Annotated in this window: 16 protein-coding genes; 15 read left to right on the top strand and 1 reads right to left on the bottom strand. The window is 62.4% G+C overall.

The window, feature by feature from the left end:
* Window position 1 precedes the first annotated feature (1 nt).
* On the top strand, window positions 2–997 hold the full coding sequence (gene rpoS / locus AC56LW_RS02315; protein WP_332530935.1) for an RNA polymerase sigma factor RpoS: 996 nt from the start codon (window positions 2–4) through the stop codon (window positions 995–997).
* A 113-nt stretch (window positions 998–1,110) separates the two neighbouring features.
* Window positions 1,111–2,481 (top strand): 23S rRNA (uracil(1939)-C(5))-methyltransferase RlmD, encoded by a 1,371-nt coding sequence (gene rlmD, locus AC56LW_RS02310; RefSeq protein ID WP_499631243.1) that lies wholly within the window; start codon window positions 1,111–1,113, stop codon window positions 2,479–2,481.
* Window positions 2,482–2,943: 462 nt separating this feature from the next.
* Here the strand turns inward: rlmD and AC56LW_RS02305 are convergent, their stop codons facing one another.
* Window positions 2,944–3,627, bottom strand: coding sequence for a Bax inhibitor-1/YccA family protein (locus tag AC56LW_RS02305; RefSeq protein WP_499631240.1), 684 nt, complete (start codon window positions 3,625–3,627; stop codon window positions 2,944–2,946).
* 252 nt (window positions 3,628–3,879) lie between these two features.
* On the opposite strand from AC56LW_RS02305, the gene ndk reads away from it, so the two are divergent.
* From ndk to hflC, 13 genes are all read left to right on the top strand, one after another.
* On the top strand, window positions 3,880–4,305 hold the full coding sequence (gene ndk / locus AC56LW_RS02300) for a nucleoside-diphosphate kinase (RefSeq protein WP_183555425.1): 426 nt from the start codon (window positions 3,880–3,882) through the stop codon (window positions 4,303–4,305).
* A gap of 126 nt (window positions 4,306–4,431) precedes the next feature.
* Window positions 4,432–5,601, top strand: coding sequence for a dual-specificity RNA methyltransferase RlmN (rlmN, locus tag AC56LW_RS02295; RefSeq protein WP_258835036.1), 1,170 nt, complete (start codon window positions 4,432–4,434; stop codon window positions 5,599–5,601).
* Window positions 5,601–6,407: a type IV pilus biogenesis/stability protein PilW gene (gene pilW / locus AC56LW_RS02290; protein ID WP_499631237.1), complete on the top strand. Its 807-nt coding sequence runs from the start codon at window positions 5,601–5,603 to the stop codon at window positions 6,405–6,407. The genes rlmN and pilW overlap by 1 nt, the downstream gene beginning before the upstream one ends.
* A 27-nt stretch (window positions 6,408–6,434) precedes the next feature.
* Window positions 6,435–7,433, top strand: a complete 999-nt coding sequence (locus tag AC56LW_RS02285) for a RodZ domain-containing protein (RefSeq protein WP_499631234.1) — start codon at window positions 6,435–6,437, stop codon at window positions 7,431–7,433.
* Window positions 7,434–7,456: 23 nt separating this feature from the next.
* Window positions 7,457–8,758 (top strand): flavodoxin-dependent (E)-4-hydroxy-3-methylbut-2-enyl-diphosphate synthase, encoded by a 1,302-nt coding sequence (ispG, locus tag AC56LW_RS02280; protein WP_499631231.1) that lies wholly within the window; start codon window positions 7,457–7,459, stop codon window positions 8,756–8,758.
* Window positions 8,759–8,804: 46 nt separating this feature from the next.
* A complete protein-coding gene (gene hisS / locus AC56LW_RS02275) occupies window positions 8,805–10,157 on the top strand; it encodes a histidine--tRNA ligase (protein WP_332530940.1) in 1,353 nt (450 codons plus the stop codon).
* A gap of 47 nt (window positions 10,158–10,204) precedes the next feature.
* Complete coding sequence (locus tag AC56LW_RS02270) at window positions 10,205–10,888, top strand: YfgM family protein (RefSeq protein WP_332530941.1); 684 nt, start codon at window positions 10,205–10,207, stop codon at window positions 10,886–10,888.
* 85 nt (window positions 10,889–10,973) lie between these two features.
* Window positions 10,974–12,128, top strand: a complete 1,155-nt coding sequence (gene bamB / locus AC56LW_RS02265; protein WP_499631227.1) for an outer membrane protein assembly factor BamB — start codon at window positions 10,974–10,976, stop codon at window positions 12,126–12,128.
* 6 nt (window positions 12,129–12,134) lie between these two features.
* Complete coding sequence (gene der / locus AC56LW_RS02260) at window positions 12,135–13,472, top strand: ribosome biogenesis GTPase Der (RefSeq protein WP_183555417.1); 1,338 nt, start codon at window positions 12,135–12,137, stop codon at window positions 13,470–13,472.
* A gap of 147 nt (window positions 13,473–13,619) precedes the next feature.
* The gene (hfq, locus tag AC56LW_RS02255; protein WP_183555416.1) at window positions 13,620–13,859 is read left to right on the top strand and encodes an RNA chaperone Hfq; all 240 of its coding nucleotides are present in this window, start codon (window positions 13,620–13,622) and stop codon (window positions 13,857–13,859) included.
* A gap of 32 nt (window positions 13,860–13,891) precedes the next feature.
* Window positions 13,892–15,115 carry a GTPase HflX gene (gene hflX, locus AC56LW_RS02250; RefSeq protein WP_499632860.1) on the top strand — a complete coding sequence of 408 codons (1,224 nt, stop codon included), beginning with the start codon at window positions 13,892–13,894 and terminating at the stop codon, window positions 15,113–15,115.
* Window positions 15,116–15,119: 4 nt separating this feature from the next.
* A complete protein-coding gene (gene hflK, locus AC56LW_RS02245) occupies window positions 15,120–16,406 on the top strand; it encodes an FtsH protease activity modulator HflK (protein ID WP_332530943.1) in 1,287 nt (428 codons plus the stop codon).
* Window positions 16,406–17,284: a protease modulator HflC gene (gene hflC / locus AC56LW_RS02240; protein ID WP_332530944.1), complete on the top strand. Its 879-nt coding sequence runs from the start codon at window positions 16,406–16,408 to the stop codon at window positions 17,282–17,284. The genes hflK and hflC overlap by 1 nt, the downstream gene beginning before the upstream one ends.
* Window positions 17,285–17,403 lie beyond the last annotated feature (119 nt).

Genomic DNA, 17,403 nt, shown 5'->3' with positions numbered 1-17,403 from the left:
TATGACACAGCCACCGCACTCGCTCGATTCGCAGGACACCGACGAGTTTCCGGATGACCCGGAAAGCGAGCCGGTGGCTGCTGCGGGCGACGGCGAGCCACTGGCGGTTGCCGTCGTCGTCGATACGGTCGACGAGCTGCGCAAGGTCTTGCAGGCCGAGCTAGCGACCGATACCACCCAGCATTACCTGAACCAGATCGGCACCCGCGCGTTGCTCACGCACGCGGAGGAAGTCCATTTCTCCACGCTGGCCAAGGCGGGGGACTTCGGCGCGCGTCAGACGATGATCGAGCACAATCTGCGCCTGGTCGTCTCGATCGCCAAGCATTACATCAATCGCGGCGTGGTGCTGCTCGACCTGATCGAGGAAGGCAATATCGGCCTGATGCGCGCGATCGACAAGTTCGAGCCCGAGCGCGGCTTTCGTTTCTCGACCTACGCTACCTGGTGGATTCGCCAGAGCATCGAGCGCGCGATCATGAACCAGGCGCGCACGGTGCGCTTGCCCGTGCACATGGTGCGTGAACTCAACGGCGTGCTGCGCGCCAAATACCACCTCGAAGCGCAAACCCACGACGGCAAGGAAGCCTCGAGCGAGGATATCGCCAGCCTGGTCGGCCGTCCGGTCGAGGAGGTGCAAGATATCCTGATGCTGTCCGAACATCCTACTTCGCTCGACGCGCCGCTCGACAACGATCCGCAATCGAGCCTGATGGACGTGCTGCCCGATGACGGCGAGAGCAGCCCCGACGCCCATGCCGAGCAGCAGGAAGCCGCGCTCTTGGTGCGCGACTGGCTGGCGCGCCTGCCGGACAAGCAGCGCCTGGTCGTCACGCGCCGCTTCGGCCTTGACAACGACGAGCCGGCCACGCTCGAGACGCTGGCCGACGAGCTGGGCGTCACGCGCGAGCGGGTGCGCCAGATCCAGCAGGAAGCGCTCGTGAAACTCAAGCGGGCGATGGCCGCCCGTGGCGTGGTCCGCGACGCGCTGTTATGAACCATCGGGGCAGGTTGTAGCGCCTCATCGGTTTCCTTGCTATCATGCGCGCGCCTGTGCGGCCGCGCCGCCAGCGCATCCTCCCCTCGACGCTCACTCCTTTCTGATCGCCCATGCACGACATTTTCATCGACATCAAATCCCTCGACATGGACGGGCGCGGCGTTGGCCACCTCGAGAACGCCGACGGCTCGCCCGGTAAAGTCGTCTTCGTCGAAGGCGCGCTGCCGGGCGAGCGCGTCAGCTACGAACTGCTGAAGAAAAAGAAGAACTGGGAAGCGGGCCGCATGGTCACGCTGCAGCGCGCGTCGTCCATGCGGGTCGAGCCGAAATGCATCCACTTCGGTTACTGCGGTGGCTGCTCGATGCAGCACCTGGAACCGGGCGCGCAGGTCGCGATGAAGCAGCGCGTGCTCGAAGATAACCTTAAGCACATCGCCAAGGTGAAGGCCGAGACCATCCTGCGGCCGATGTACGGCCCGACCTGGGATTACCGTTACCGCGCGCGCCTGTCGGTGCGTAATGTGCCGAAGAAAAACACGGTGATGGTGGGCTTTCACGAGAAAGCCTCGGCGCTGGTGGCCGACATCGTCACCTGCGAGATCCTGCCCGACCACGTCGCGCGCCTGATCGTGCCGCTGCGCGAACTGATCGCAGCGCTGTCGGTCATCGACCATGTGCCGCAGATCGAGCTGGCGATCGGCGAAGAATCGACCGTGCTGGTGCTGCGCATCATGGCGCCGCTCAGCCGCAAGGACGAAACGCTGCTCAAGGCATTCGCCGACACATGGAAGATCCACTGGTGGCTGCAGCCGAAGGGGCCCGATTCGGCGCATCCGTACTATCCGCTGGGCACCGATTTGTATTACACCCTGCCCGAATTCGGCATCCGCATGCCGTTCAAGCCGACCGACTTTACGCAGGTCAACCACCAGATCAACCGCGTGCTGGTCTCGAAGGCGCTGCGCCTGCTCGACGTGCAGCCGACCGACCGCGTGGCCGACCTGTTCTGCGGCCTGGGCAACTTCACGCTGCCGCTGGCAACCCAGGCGCGCGAGGTCGTCGGCATCGAAGGCAGCACCGCGCTGACCGAGCGCGCACTGGACAATGCCCGCGCCAATGGCCTGGCGGCCAAAACGTCATTCTCGACCCGCAACCTGTTCGACGTGACCAAAGAAGACCTCGTGGCGCTGGGCCGGTTCGACCGCATGCTGATCGACCCGCCCCGCGATGGCGCGATGGCGCTGGCGCAGTCGCTGGCCGAGCTGCGCACCACCCACGAGCACCTGATGCCGCAGCGGATCGTGTACGTCTCGTGCAGCCCGTCGACACTGGCGCGCGACGCCGGCATCCTCGTGCACGAAGCCGGCTACGTCATGACGAAGACAGGCGTCGTCAACATGTTCCCGCACACCTCGCACGTAGAATCCATCGGCGTGTTTGAACTGGGCGAAAAGCCAGCCCCAGCAGAAGAATGGATCTGAAAAGCCGGGGTCAGGTCTGACATTCGGACACGAGCTCGACTGCCAAGCCGGGGTCAGGTCTGACATTCAGACACGAGCTCGACTGAAAAGCCGGGGTCAGGTCTGACATTCGGACACGAGCTCGACAGTCGTCTGCCAAACCGGGGTCAGGTTTGACATTCGGACACGAGCTCGACAGTCGGGCAGTGGAAGCTAGCAGGCATCGTGCCATGCTAATTTTGAGCGAGACACCGTTGGAGATGGCTAGGGCTGAGGTCGTGTCTGAATGTCAGACCTGACCCCGGCTGTGGTTGGAGATGGCTAAGGCTGAGGTCGTGTCTGAATGTCAGACCTGACCCCGGCTGTGGAGGTGATCAAGGCTGAGCCCGTGTCCGAATGTCAGACCTAACCCCCGCTTTTGGTAGGGAAGTGGGCGAAAAAAAACCGGCCAGTGGCCGGTTTTTTTATTGGGACAGAGGACGATCAGTCGTCGCCGCCCACGATACCCAGCAGGCGCAGCAGGCTGGAGAAGATGTTGAAGACGTTCAGGTAGATCGACAGCGTGGCGGTGACATAGTTGGTTTCGCCTCCGTTGACGATGCGCTGGACGTCATACAGGATGAAGGCCGAGAAGATACCGATCGCCAGGACCGAGATCACGATCGACAGCACCGACATCTGCAGGAAGATGTTGGCAACGACCGCCAGCAGCAGCACGACGACACCGGCCATCAGCCAGCTGCCCATGCCCGAGAAATCGCGCTTGGTCGTGGTGGCGATGCTGGCCATCACGGCGAACACGATCGCGGTGCCGCCGAAGGCGGTCATGATCAGGCTACCGCCGTTCGAATAGTTCAGGGTGTGCGTCAGCAGCGGTGCCAGCATCAGGCCCATGAAGAACGTGAAGCCCAGCAGCAGGGCAACGCCCAGACCGGAGTCCTTGTTCTTTTCAATCGCCCACATAAAGCCGAATGCGACGGCCATGAAGATCACGAAGCCGAGGATGCCGCTGAACAGCGCCACACCCATGGACACGCCAAGGAAGGCGCCTGCCACGGTCGGGATCATTGACAGCGCCAGCAACCAGTAAGTATTGCGTAGCACTTTGTTACGCGAGGCCTGGCCACCTTTGGTCAGGTCGATGGTACTTTGGGTACTAGGATACATAGTGCCTCCGAAGAAATGAATAACTGCAGGTACTGTACAGCAACTATCTATCATCCTATAACACGTGACTTAAACGAGCATGAAGTTTGATCAAGAAGCTGGACGTAGATTTGCCGCCACTGTACCACCTTGCCGACCGCCACCGCAATATGAGCTTTTCGGGTCGGATATGGTAAAATTGAAGGTTAATTGAGTCCCAAAGTTTGTTTACATCGCTCAGTTCTAAACCTTTCATTTTATTGGAGTTTTCTCATGGCAATCGAACGCACCCTGTCCATCATCAAGCCTGACGCAGTCGCAAAAAACGTGATCGGCAAAATCTACAGCCGTTTCGAAGAAGCTGGCCTGAAGATCGTCGCTGCACGCATGGTGCAACTGTCGCGCGCTGAAGCCGAAGGCTTCTACGCTGTGCACGCTGCACGTCCATTCTTCAAGGACCTGGTCGAGTTCATGATCTCGGGTCCAGTCATGGTCACCGCCCTCGAAGGCGAAGGCGCGATCCTGAAAAACCGCGACCTGATGGGTGCAACCGATCCAAAGAAAGCTGACGCCGGCACCATCCGCGCTGACTTCGCTGATTCGATCGATGCCAACGCTGTTCACGGTTCGGACGCTGCCGAAACCGCTGCTGTGGAAATCGCTTACTACTTCCCGGCACTGAACGTCTACTCGCGTTAATTAGTAAGGGGGAGCGCAGTCCGGGCGCGCCCCGGAGCATTCTCCCCGGACTAATGCAATGAGTAACCCGCTCGCCTGCGGCCAAGGGCTGACGCGAGCGGGTGCTGAAACTGAGGAATTTTTGCCATGACGACGCTCACCAACCTGCTGGACCTCGATCCCGCGCAACTCGTCGCTTATTGCGCCGACTTGGGTGAGAAGCCGTTCCGCGCCAAGCAACTCCAACGCTGGATTCACCAGTTTGGCGCCGCGGACTTCGACAGCATGACCGACCTGGCCAAATCGCTGCGTGAAAAGCTGAGCACGCGCGCCGAAGTGCGCGCACCAGCCATCGTCAGCGACAACACGTCCACCGACGGCACGCGCAAGTGGCTGGTTGACGTCGGCAATGGCAATGCGGTCGAAACCGTGTTCATCCCGGAAGAAAACCGCGGCACGCTGTGCATCTCCACGCAAGCCGGCTGCGCCGTCAACTGCCGCTTCTGCTCGACGGGCAAGCAGGGCTTCAACCGCAACCTGACAGTCGCCGAAATCATCGGCCAGCTGTGGATGGCCGAGTTCGAGCTGCGCCGCACCAAAGGCATCGAGCCGGGCCCGAAAGGCGAACGCCAGATCACCAACGTGGTGATGATGGGCATGGGCGAGCCGCTGCTGAACTACGAACCCACCGTTACCGCGCTCAAGCTGATGCTCGACGATAACGCCTACGGCCTGTCGCGCCGCCGCGTGACCTTGTCGACCTCGGGCGTGGTGCCGAACATCGACAAGCTGTCGCAGGACGTGCCCGTGGCCATGGCCGTGTCGCTGCACGCGTCGAACGATGCGCTGCGCGATATCCTGGTGCCGCTGAACAAGAAATACCCGCTGCGCGAACTGATGGCCGCCTGCAAGCGCTATCTTGAATTCGCACCGCGCGACTTCATTACCTTCGAATACTGCATGCTCGACGGCTTCAACGACAGCGACGAGCACGCACGCGAACTGATCGCGCTGGTCAACGACCCCGTGGTCGGCGTGAACTGCAAGTTCAACCTGATTCCGTTCAATCCGTTCCCCGAGTCCGGCCTGTTCCGCTCCAAGAATCCCCGCATCAAGGCGTTTGCCCAGGTGCTGATGGATGCCGGCATCGTCACCACCGTGCGCAAGACGCGCGGCGACGATATCGACGCCGCCTGCGGCCAGCTGGCCGGTGAGGTCAAGGACCGCACCCGGGTAGTCGAGCGCATGGAAAAAATGGCCGAGTACCAGAAAAAGTTTGGCGCCGACTTCGGGCGCATCGTGGAGATCCCGACCTGATGAAGCTTGCCGCCGCGCTTGCACTCGCCTCGACCCTGACCCTGCTGGCCGGATGCGCCAGCAACGCGGGCAGCGGGTCGGGTACCACCGGCGAGCTCAAGACGGCGTCGGACCAGACGGCGGGCGAGAAGCGTGCGTCGATCCGCATTCAGCTGGCGGTCGGTTATTACCAGCAGGGCAAGTACGAGATCGCGCTCGATGAAATCAAGAAGGCGCTGGCGGCCGATGCGGCCTATGCCGACGCGTACGGCTTGCGCGCGCTGGTCTACACGTCGATGGGCCAGTATCCGCTGGCTGAAGAGAATTACCAGCAGGCGCTGCGCCTGCGCCCGAACGACCCCGAGTTTTCGAACAACTTTGGTTCGTTTTTATGCCAGTCGGTCAACCGTCCGGCCGAGGCAATGCGTTATTTCGATGCCGCACTGAAGAACCCCACTTACCAGACGCCGCTCAGTGCGCTGGTGAATGCGGGCGTGTGCAGCATCAAGAACCAGAACAACGATGCGGCCGAGCGTTATCTGCTCGAGGCCTTGCGTCTGAACCCCGGTCTGCCAACGGTCAATACCGGATTGGCGCGGGTGTACTACGAGCGGCGCGACCTTGAGCGCGCCGGTTTTTTCATCAACCGTCTGCTCGAGACAGCCAAGCTCGAGACGCTGTCGGCCGATGCGCTGTGGCTTGCCATGCGCATCGGCCGCAAGGCGGGTGACCGGACCCATGAAGCGTCGCTGGCAGCCCAGCTGCGGCGCCGCTTCCCCGGTTCGCCCGAGTACGCAGCGTACGAGCGCGGGGCGTTTGGTGAGTAAAGAAGAACAAGGACAAGGACAAGGACAATGAACGAGCAAGCAGACCAGCCAGCCGCACCGGGCAACGCGTCCGGCATCCCTGGCAAGACCCTGCAATCCCAGCGCGAGACCATGGGCTGGAGCGTCGAGCAGGTTGCCGACCAGCTCAAGCTGGCGCCGCGCCAGGTGCTGGCGCTGGAAGCAGGCGATTACGCGTCGCTGCCCAGCCCGGCCGTTACGCGCGGCTTCGTGCGCGCCTACGCCAAGCTGCTGCGCATCGACGCGGCGCCACTGGTGTCGATGATCGAACTGAACATGCCGCCGGAAGCCCGCGCTGGCGCCCAGTCGGCGATGGCTGCTGCGCGCCGTGAACAAAAACCGGCGGCGTTCTCGGAAACCCGGTTCCCGATCAATGGCAAGCGCCGCAGTCTGCCACTGGGCTGGATCGCCGCCGTGGTCATCGTGGCCGGCGCCGCCGTTGCGGCCTGGCAGTTCGACCTGATACCAAGTCTGAACCGCGATGTCGAATCGGGCGATACGATGGTGCTCGAGAATCCGGCTGCCGGTGTCGTGGCACCGGGTACTGCCGCGCCGGTCCAGCAGGGCCTGATCAATCCGTCGGTGCCGCTCATTTCGGTGCCGTCGCCATCGAGCCAGGGCACGGCCCCGGCGGGCGCGCCAGCGACGGCGCCAACGACGGCGCCGACGACGCCGGCCGCACCCGCAGCGGCGCCTGCCGCTGCGCCGGTCACTGCACCGGCTACCGCCACGCCGGCACCAGTTGCCGCAGCACCGGCTGCCGCAGGCGTCAACACGCTGGTGCTCAACGTGCGCGCCGATTCGTGGATCGAAGTGCGTCCGAGCAGCGGCGGTCGTCCGCTGATCTCGCGCCTGGTCAAGGCCGGCAGCACCGAGTCGGTCGAGGTCGCCGGCCCCGTGAACCTGACCGTCGGCGTGCCGGGCGCCGTGACCGCGACACTGCGCGGCGCCAACGTCCCGCTGCCACAGCAGCCGGGCAAGACCATCGCACGCGTGGCCCTGAAATAAGCTGATCACTCGCTGGAACCAACATGAATTCCTTGAACGAAGCCCCAATCCCCGAGTACGCATCGGCCGCCGCCATTCCGTCGGGTCCGATGGCCCGCCGCGCCAGCCGCAAGGTTCTGGTCGCGCATGGCGCGCGCCAGGTGTGGGTCGGCGGTGATGCACCCGTCGTCATCCAGTCGATGACCAATACCGATACCGCCGATGCGATCGGCACCGCGATCCAGATCAAGGAGCTGGCACGTGCCGGCTCCGAGATCGTGCGCATCACGGTGAACACGCCTGAAGCAGCAGCGGCCGTACCGGCGATCCGCGCCCAGCTCGACCGCATGGAAGTCGATGTGCCGCTGGTCGGCGACTTCCACTACAACGGCCACCTGCTGCTGCGCGACTATCCCGAGTGCGCGCAGGCGCTGTCGAAATACCGCATCAATCCGGGCAATGTGGGGCAGGGCGCCAAGCGCGACACCCAGTTCGCCCAGATGATCGAGATCGCCGCCAAGTACGACAAGCCGGTGCGCATCGGCGTGAACTGGGGCAGCCTGGACCAGTCGCTGCTGGCGCGCATCATGGACGAGAACGCATTGCGCGCCAATCCATGGTCGGCCCAGGCCGTCATGTACGAAGCGCTGATCACGTCGGCCATCGAAAACGCCATCCGCGCCGAAGAAGTGGGCCTGGCGCGCAACAAGATCATCCTGTCGTGCAAGGTCTCGGGCGTGCAGGACCTGATCGCCGTGTACCGCGAACTGGCCCGCCGCTGCGATTACCCACTGCATCTGGGCCTGACCGAAGCGGGCATGGGCAGCAAAGGCATCGTCGCCTCGACCGCTGCGCTGTCGGTGCTGCTGCAAGAAGGCATCGGCGACACGATCCGTATTTCGCTGACGCCTGAGCCGGGCGGTGATCGCACACGCGAAGTCATCGTCGGCCAGGAAATCCTGCAGACGATGGGCCTGCGCAAGTTCACGCCGATGGTCATCGCGTGCCCGGGTTGCGGCCGCACGACGTCGACCGTGTTCCAGGAGCTGGCGGACAATATCCAGACCTTCCTGCGTGACCAGATGCCAGAATGGAAAAAGACCTATCCGGGCGTGGAAGGCATGAACGTGGCCGTGATGGGTTGCATCGTCAACGGGCCGGGCGAATCGAAGCACGCGAACATCGGCATCAGCTTGCCGGGCACGGGCGAATCGACGGCGGCGCCGGTGTTTGTCGATGGCCAGAAGTTTGCCACGCTGCGCGGCGAGCGAATCGTCGAAGAGTTCCAGACGATCGTGCTCGATTACGTGAAGAAGAATTACAGCCGCGAGTCGGTCGCACAATAAAATCCGCCGCGGCGCCAGCACGCGGTGATCGAAGAGTTTACTTACCATGTCCAAACCAGAAAAAATCGTCGCCATCAAAGGCATGAACGACATCCTGCCCAGCGATGCACCGCTGTGGGAATTGTTCGAGAACACCACTGAAACGATCCTGAAAAGCTACGGCTACCAGAAGATCGTCACGCCGATCGTCGAGCAGACGAGCCTGTTCTCGCGCGCCATCGGCGCCGTGACCGACATCGTCGAAAAAGAAATGTATTCGTTCGAGGATTCGATGAACGGCGACCAGCTCACGCTGCGTCCGGAAGGCACTGCCAGCGTCGTGCGCGCCGTGCTCGAACACAATCTGGTCTACGACGGCCCGCGCCGCCTGTGGTACAAGGGCCCGATGTTCCGCCACGAGCGTCCGCAGCGCGGCCGCTATCGCCAGTTCTTCCAGTTCGGCGCGGAAGCCATCGGTTTTTCGGGCCCGGACATCGATGCCGAGCTGATCATGATGTGCCGCCGCCTGTGGGATGACCTGGGCATCGAGAATGTGCGCCTCGAACTGAATTCGATCGGCAATGCCGAAGAGCGCCAGCGTCACCGCGCCGACCTGATCGCCTACCTCGAACAGCATGAAAGCATCTTGGATGCCGAGGCCAAGCGCCGCCTGCACAGCAATCCGCTGCGCATCCTCGACACCAAGAATCCTGCCATGCAGGAAATGGTCAACGCGGCCCCGCGCCTGCTTGATTACCTGGGCGAAGAATCGCTGGCGCACTTTAACGGCGTCAAGTTCTTGCTGGACCAGAACGCGGTGCAGTACACGGTCAACCCGCGCCTCGTGCGCGGCCTGGACTATTACAACCGCACCGTGTTCGAGTGGGTCACCGATGCACTCGGCTCGCAAGGCACGATCTGCGCTGGCGGCCGCTACGATCCGCTGGTCGAAACGTTTGGCGGCAAGGCCACGCCGGCCGTCGGTTTCGCGATGGGCATGGAGCGTATCATCGAGCTGATGAAGGCGATGGGCGAGCCGGCCGAGCCGAACCAATGCGACGTCTACATGGTCCATCAGGGCGAGAAGGCGCAGCTGCAAGCCTTCATCCTGGCCGAGCGCATTCGGGATGCCGGGCTGGATGTTGTGTTACATTGCGCAACGCCGTCGGGTGCTGGCAGCTTCAAGAGCCAGATGAAGAAGGCCGACGGGTCGGGCGCAGCGTTTGCCGTGATCATTGGCGAGGACGAAGTCGCCAACGAAACCGCGGCCGTGAAGACGATGCGCGGCGAGATCGGCGAGCAGCAGCAGAGCACCGTGCCGTTCCTGGAAGTGGTCGATTACCTGGTCGACCAGATCACCGGCGCGCACGTGCATGACGAACACTGCGGTCACGATCACGATCACATCCATAAGCACTAAACCCCGTCGTACAACGCATTCCATCCACTCACTACAAGAACACGCACATGGCATACGATCACCAAGAGCAGGAACAACTTGATTCCTTCAAGGCGTTCTGGTCGAAATACGGCAACATCATCGTCTGGGTCCTGATCCTGGCGCTCGGTTCATTCGCCGGCTGGAACTTCTGGAAAACCCACCAGGCCAACAAGTCGATCGAAGCCTCGGCGCTGTACGACGAACTGCAGACGTCGCTGCTGGCCAATGACAATGCCAAGGTGCAGCGTATCGCCGGCGACATCCGCAGCAAGTACGAGAATTCGCCATACACGCAGATGGCAGCCCTGGCCGCGGCCAAGACGGCATTCGAAGCGAACGACCTGAAAACCGCCAAGGCCCAGCTGCAATGGGCGGCCGACAACGGCAACGACGAATACAAGTCGATCGCCAAGCTGCGTCTGGCTGGCGTGCTGCTCGATGAAAAAGCCTTCGACGAGGCCCTGAAAGTCTTGAACGGCACGTTCCTGCCGCAGTTCACTGCTGAAGTGAACGACCGCAAGGGCGATGTGCTGGTCGGCCAGAACAAGCTGAACGAAGCACGTGCTGCGTATGTCGCCGCATTGGCTGCGATGGATGCCGCCAGCCCGGCCCGTCAACTGGTGCAGGTCAAGCTCGAAGCCATCGGCGGCACGGTGCCGGCAGACAAGAACGGCCAAGCGCCAGCCGCAGACCAGAAAGCGGCTGCGTAAATTTTTCGCATGAGATGGCCCGCGTCCGCCTTCGAGCGGCCGCGGGCTTTGCGTCCTTTATAGTCCAGGAACAAGGTAGAACATAATGCGTATTAGCAGCAAGCTTGTTGGCGTCGGCGTACTGGCCCTGATGACGGGTTGCTCCACCCTCAATTCGCTCAATCCATTTGCATCCGACAAGAAGGGCGATCAACCCGCCAAGCTCGTCGAACTCAAGGGCAGCATGGCCGTGCGCACCGCATGGAAACTCGACATCGGCAAGGCGAAGGGCTACCAGTTCTCGCCGGCGCTGAGCGGCAACACGCTCGTCGTGGCCGCGGCCGATGGCGCCATTGCGCGTGTCGATGCCGCCACCGGCAAGCAGCTGTGGCGCGTCAAGGCCGACAGCGACCTGTCGGCGGGCGTGGGCACGGATGGCAACCTGATCGTCGTCGGTGCCGAGAAGGGCATCCTGATGGGCTACGACATGGATGGCAAGCTGCTCTGGAAAACGCAGCTGTCGAGCGAAATCCTGTCGGCGCCGGTCGTGTCGCAAGGCATCGTCGTCGCCCGTTCGATCGACAACCGCATCGTCGGTGTCGACGCGACCGATGGCAGCAAGAAATGGACCGTGCAGAAGGTCGCGCCACCACTGACCCTGCGCAATGCGCCGGGCATGATCGTGGCCGGCACCGACGTCATCGTCGCGCAGCCGGGCGGCAAGCTGTCCGCACTGATCATCGCCACCGGCGCACCGCGCTGGGACGTCGAGGTCGGCATCTCGCGCGGTGCGACCGAACTGGAGCGCGTCACCGATATCGGCGGCGCCCCGGTGCTGTTCGAGAACGAGGTGTGCGCCGCTTCCTACCAAGGGCGCGTAGGCTGCTTTGACCTGGTGACCGGTTCGGCGCGCTGGACGCGCGACTTGTCGTCCAGCGTCGGCGTGGCCGTCGACCAATTGTTCGTGTTCGCACCGGACGACAAGGGAGCACTCAATGCATTCACCCGCGACACGGGCGCCAGCAGCTGGAAGAACGACAAACTGTCGTTCCGCCGCCTGTCGACCCCGCTGTCGTATGGCCGCGCCGTCGCGGTTGGCGACTACGAAGGCTACGTGCACTTCCTGTCGCGCGAAGATGGCTCTTTCCTGGCGCGCGCCGCAACCGACGGGAGCCCGATTGTGGGCACGCCGCTGGTGGCCGGCTCAAACCTGATTTTTCAAACACAAAACGGAACTGTGACCGCCATCGCGGTCGAATAAGAAAACATGAAGCCGGTAATCGCACTCGTAGGTCGTCCCAACGTCGGGAAATCGACCTTATTTAACCGCATGACCCGTTCGCGCGACGCGTTGGTGGCCGACATGCCAGGCCTGACGCGCGACCGCCACTACGGCGAAGGCCGCATTGGCGAACGACCATTCCTGGTCATTGACACGGGCGGTTTCGAGCCGGTCGCCAAAGAAGGCATCATGCACGAAATGGCGCTGCAAACGCGCCAGGCCGTCGCCGAAGCCGACGTGGTCGTGTTCATCGTCGACGGCCGCCAGGGCCTGACCCCGCACGACAAGACCATCACCGATTTCCTGCGCAAGAGCGGCCGCAAGGTCATGCTCGTCGTGAACAAATCCGAAGGCATGAAGTACACGGCCGTTACCGCCGACTTCTACGAACTCGGCATGGGTGACCCGTACGTCATTTCGGCCGCCCACGGCGACGGCGTGACCGACCTCGTGGTCGAGGCGCTCGACGCGGCATTCGCCGCGCGGCCGGACGAGCCGGCTGAACTCGAGCACGTCGACCATGGCATCAAGATCGCCATCGTCGGCCGCCCGAACGTGGGCAAGTCGACCCTGATCAACACGCTGGTCGGCGAGCAGCGCGTGATTGCGTTCGACATGCCGGGCACCACGCGCGACTCGATCGAAGTACCGTTCGAACGCGACGGCAAGAAATTTACGCTGATCGACACCGCGGGTATCCGCCGTCGCGGCAAGATCTTCGAAGCCATCGAGAAATTCTCGGTGGTCAAAACGATGCAGTCGATTGCCGACGCCAACGTCGTCGTGCTGCTGCTCGACGCCCAGCAAGACATCTCGGAGCAAGACGCGCACATCGCCGGCTTCATCCTGGAGTCGGGCAGGGCGCTGGTCGTGGCCGTCAACAAATGGGATGGCCTGAAAACCGACGAGCGCGACGAAGTCAAAATCGATCTCGACCGCAAACTCGATTTCCTGAGCTTTGCCAACACGCACTTTGTGTCGGCACTGCGCGGCACCGGCATCACGCAACTGATGAAATCGGTCGAGGCTGCCTATGCTGCCGCCACTGCCAACCTGTCGACGCCGCGCCTGACGCGCGCGCTGCAAGAGGCCGTGGAGAAGCAAGAGCCGAAGCGCAAGGGCTCGGGCCGTCCAAAGATGCGCTACGCCCACCAGGGTGGCCAGAACCCGCCAATCATCGTCATCCACGGCAACGCGCTGGACGGGATCAGCGAGCCCTACAAGCGCTATCTCGAGAAGCATTTCCGCGAGACGTTCAGCCTGGTCGGCACCCCGCTGCGGATCGAACTGCGCAGTGGCAAGAACCCGTTCGCGAAGCCGTAGCAGTACGACAAAAAGTGGCGAAACAGGTTACAGTAGTTCAGGGCCGCATTCGCTTTGGCAGAATATGGCCTCACCCATGTGGCATGACTACTTGAAAATCGGCAAATCGCCTCAAACTTTTAACTACAACAACATCACGGAGCTGTTATGAGCAACAAAGGGCAACTGTTACAAGACCCATTCCTCAACGCCTTGCGCAAGGAACACGTCCCTGTCTCGATCTACCTGGTCAACGGTATCAAGCTGCAGGGTCATATCGAATCCTTCGACCAATACGTCGTCCTGCTTCGCAACACCGTGACCCAGATGGTCTATAAACACGCCATCTCTACCGTCGTGCCGGCCCGCGCCGTCAACCTCAATCTTGACTCCAGCGAAGCCGAGTAAGGCCGATGGCTGACGCCCCCGGCACGCCGCTCATGCGCGCAGCCCTGGTCGGCATCGACTTCGGGACTGGCGACTTCAACGCCAGTCTCGAAGAGTTGTCCCTGCTTGCGAAGTCCGCTGGCGCCGAACCGATCACCACGATCACGGCCAAGCGCTCGAGCCCCGATCCCGCACTCTTCATCGGCAGCGGCAAGGCCGATGAAATCGCCCTCGACGCCAAGGCACTCGGCGTCGACATCGTCATCTTCAATCACGCACTCTCGCCTGCCCAGCAGCGTAACCTCGAGCGTCGTCTCGAGTTGCGCGTCGTCGACCGTACCAGCCTGATCCTCGATATCTTCGCGCAGCGCGCCAAGAGCCACGAGGGCAAGCTGCAGGTCGAGCTGGCCCAGTTGCAGCACCTGGCCACGCGCCTGATCCGCGGCTGGACTCACCTTGAACGGCAAAAGGGCGGTATCGGCCTGCGCGGTCCGGGTGAAACCCAGCTCGAGACCGACCGCCGGCTGATCGGCGAACGCGTCAAGGCGCTGCGCGCGCGGCTGGCCAAGCTGCGCAAGCAGCACGAAACCCAGCGCCGTCAGCGCGGCCGCAACAACACGTTCTCCGTCTCGCTGGTTGGCTATACCAACGCCGGCAAGTCGACGCTGTTCAACTCGCTGACCAAGGCCGGCGTCTACGTGGCGAACCAGCTGTTCGCCACGCTCGACACGACCAGCCGCCGCATGTATCTGGGCGACGAGGTGGGCAGTGTCGTCATTTCTGACACCGTCGGCTTCGTGCGCGACTTGCCGCACCAGCTGGTGGCGGCATTCCGCGCCACGCTCGAAGAAACCATCCACGCCGACCTGCTGCTGCACGTGGTCGACAGCGCGTCACCTACGCGCATGGAGCAGGTGGAGCAGGTCAACGAGGTATTGCGCGAGATCGGCGCCGATCATGTTCCCCAAATTCTGGTCTGGAACAAGATCGATGCTGCGGGCCTGGAGCCCGGGATCGAGCGTGATGAGTATGATAAGATCAACCGGGTGTTTATCAGTGCCCATAGCGGCGCCGGCCTGGATCTGCTGCGTTCGGCGATCGCCGAAACGGCCAAGTCCGGACCTGGTCAAAGCTATCGAGCCACCCCGGAAAACGAAGAACAGGACGACGCTTTCGAGCTCGCTGAGGTCGATGCGTCGGTGGACGCGCTGCCTGGCGCGCTACCCGAAGGTCCTGCCGACCATCTGCCAACTTCCACCCTTGTCGGGCCACGCTAAGCCTATGTTTGTTTCCATACTAAAAAGATTCGGCGTCAAACTGTCGCTGAACGACCCACGCTGGGGCCGCAACCCAGAAGATGACCGCAAGGCCCAGGACGGTCGCCGTCCGGGCGACGGTCCGCCCGACCTCGACCAGATGTGGCGCGATTTCAATGCGCGCCTCAACAAGATGTTTGGCAACCGTGGCAACAACAATGGTGGCGGCGACAGCGGTGGTCCGAACCGCGAAATGCGCGGCGCCGGCATTGGTGCGGGCGTGATTGCCATCATCGTCGGCTTCATCTGGCTGGCTTCCGGCGCGTTCATCGTGCAAGAGGGTAGAACCGCTGTCGTCACGACCTTCGGCCAGCTGAGCCACACGACGACGCCTGGTTTCAACTGGCGTTGGCCGTATCCGATCCAGGCCCACGAGATCGTCGATGTCTCGACCATCCGTACGGCCGAGATCGGCTACCGTGGCACGGCAAGCAACAAGCAACCGCTGGAATCGCTGATGCTGACCGACGACGAAAACATCGTCGATATCCAGTTTGCCGTGCAATACACGCTGAAAGACCCGGTCGCATGGGTGTTCAACAACCGCGATCAGGACGACACCGTGCGTCAGGCAGCCGAAACGGCGATCCGCGAAGTGGTCGGTCGCAGCAAGATGGACTTCGTTCTGTATGAAGGCCGCGAGAAAGTCGCGGCTGATGTGCAGACGCTGATCCAGACGATCACCGATCGCTACAAGTTGGGCGCCCTGATCAGCAACGTGACGATGCAGGGTGTGCAACCGCCGGAGCAGGTCCAGAGCGCGTTCGATGACGCCGTGCGCGCCAGCCAGGATCGTGCCCGCGCCCGCAACGAAGGTGAAGCGTATGCCAACCAGGTGATTCCGGCTGCACGCGGCCAGGCGTTCCGCCTGCAACAGGACGCCGAAGCGTATCGCTCGATGGTGGTTGAAAATGCGACCGGTAACGCGTCGCGCTTCGATCAGGTCGTCGCTGCCTACGCCAAGGCCCCGGGCGTGACCCGTGACCGCATGTATGTCGACACGATGCAGCAGATCTTCTCCAGCACCACCAAGGTGATGATCGACTCGCGTGCCAACAACAATATGCTGTACCTGCCTCTCGACAAGCTGATGCAGCAGGTTGCAGCCAACGATGCCCAGGTCGGCAGCAAGTCGGGTCCGGTGCAAGTGCCAGGCACTGCCCAGCCGGCCGAAGTGACCCAGGCCCTGGAAGCGGTGCGCCAGCGTGATGAGCGCAGCCGTGATTCCTCACGTGATCGGGAGACCCGTTAATGAACCGCCTCGTTACCATCTTCGTGGCCGGCTTCATCGCACTGATGCTGCTGTCGTCCACCATTTTCGTTGTCGACCAGCGCCGCTTCGCGATCGTGTTCGCGCTTGGCCAGGTCAAGGAAGTGATCGACAAGCCGGGCCTGCACTTCAAACTGCCGCCACCGTTTCAGAACGTGGTCTACATGGACAAGCGCATCCTGACGCTCGACACGCCCGACGTGAACCGCTTCATCACGTCCGAGAAGAGCAATGTGCTGGTCGATTCGTTCATCAAGTGGCGCATCAGCGATCCGCGCCTGTACTACGTCAGTTTCGCGGGCGATGAAACGCGCGCGCAGAACCGGTTGTCGCAGGTCATCAAGGCGGCACTGAGCGATGAGATCACCAAGCGCACCGTGCGTGAAGTGATTTCGGGCCAGCGCGCAGCCGTGATGGCAGCAGTGCAGGCAAAGCTCGTTGCTGAAGCCGCGGAAGTCGGCATCGGCATCGTCGACGTGCGCCTCAAGCGTGTCGAGTACACCGAGCAAAACATCAATTCGGTGTACGAACGCATGCGCGCCGAGCGTGTTCGCGTCGCCAACGAATCGCGTTCGACCGGTGCTGCCGAATCCGAGCAGATCCGCGCCGACGCCGATCGCCAGCGCACCGTGATCATCGCCGAAGCGTTCCGCGACGCCGAAAAAGTCAAGGGTGACGGCGACGCCAAAGCATCTGCCATCTACGCCGACGCCTTCGGCAAGAACCCGGAATTCGCACGCTACTACCGTTCGCTCGAAGCGTACCGTGCGAGCTTCAAGGATCGCAGCGACGTCCTTGTCGTCGATCCGAACTCGGAGTTCTTCAAGTACTTCAAGGCGCCTGCAGGCGGCGGCAAATAAGGCCGTTCCCGCTTGGTTGCGCGGGTAGTTGAACAAACTGGGGGAGCAGGGCCATTGGCCTTGCTCCCCCAGTTTCATCTACGGCAGGCATTGCCCGTACTGTCCGGCATCGTGGCAGA

Source organism: Telluria sp. LT2P80 (assembly GCF_059685955.1).
Note: the sequence above shows the minus strand (reverse complement) of the source record. Positions and strands in the feature narration are given on the sequence as shown.

Excerpts from the sequence above, each read along its gene's own strand:
- rpoS (WP_332530935.1), top strand. The coding sequence starts at position 2 with ATGACACAGCCACCGCACTCGCTCGATTCGCAGGACACCGACGAGTTT.
- rlmD (WP_499631243.1), top strand. The coding sequence starts at position 1,111 with ATGCACGACATTTTCATCGACATCAAATCCCTCGACATGGACGGGCGC.
- AC56LW_RS02305 (WP_499631240.1), bottom strand. The coding sequence starts at position 3,627 with ATGTATCCTAGTACCCAAAGTACCATCGACCTGACCAAAGGTGGCCAG.
- ndk (WP_183555425.1), top strand. The coding sequence starts at position 3,880 with ATGGCAATCGAACGCACCCTGTCCATCATCAAGCCTGACGCAGTCGCA.
- rlmN (WP_258835036.1), top strand. The coding sequence starts at position 4,432 with ATGACGACGCTCACCAACCTGCTGGACCTCGATCCCGCGCAACTCGTC.
- pilW (WP_499631237.1), top strand. The coding sequence starts at position 5,601 with ATGAAGCTTGCCGCCGCGCTTGCACTCGCCTCGACCCTGACCCTGCTG.
- AC56LW_RS02285 (WP_499631234.1), top strand. The coding sequence starts at position 6,435 with ATGAACGAGCAAGCAGACCAGCCAGCCGCACCGGGCAACGCGTCCGGC.
- ispG (WP_499631231.1), top strand. The coding sequence starts at position 7,457 with ATGAATTCCTTGAACGAAGCCCCAATCCCCGAGTACGCATCGGCCGCC.
- hisS (WP_332530940.1), top strand. The coding sequence starts at position 8,805 with ATGTCCAAACCAGAAAAAATCGTCGCCATCAAAGGCATGAACGACATC.
- AC56LW_RS02270 (WP_332530941.1), top strand. The coding sequence starts at position 10,205 with ATGGCATACGATCACCAAGAGCAGGAACAACTTGATTCCTTCAAGGCG.
- bamB (WP_499631227.1), top strand. The coding sequence starts at position 10,974 with ATGCGTATTAGCAGCAAGCTTGTTGGCGTCGGCGTACTGGCCCTGATG.
- der (WP_183555417.1), top strand. The coding sequence starts at position 12,135 with ATGAAGCCGGTAATCGCACTCGTAGGTCGTCCCAACGTCGGGAAATCG.
- hfq (WP_183555416.1), top strand. The coding sequence starts at position 13,620 with ATGAGCAACAAAGGGCAACTGTTACAAGACCCATTCCTCAACGCCTTG.
- hflX (WP_499632860.1), top strand. The coding sequence starts at position 13,892 with ATGCGCGCAGCCCTGGTCGGCATCGACTTCGGGACTGGCGACTTCAAC.
- hflK (WP_332530943.1), top strand. The coding sequence starts at position 15,120 with ATGTTTGTTTCCATACTAAAAAGATTCGGCGTCAAACTGTCGCTGAAC.
- hflC (WP_332530944.1), top strand. The coding sequence starts at position 16,406 with ATGAACCGCCTCGTTACCATCTTCGTGGCCGGCTTCATCGCACTGATG.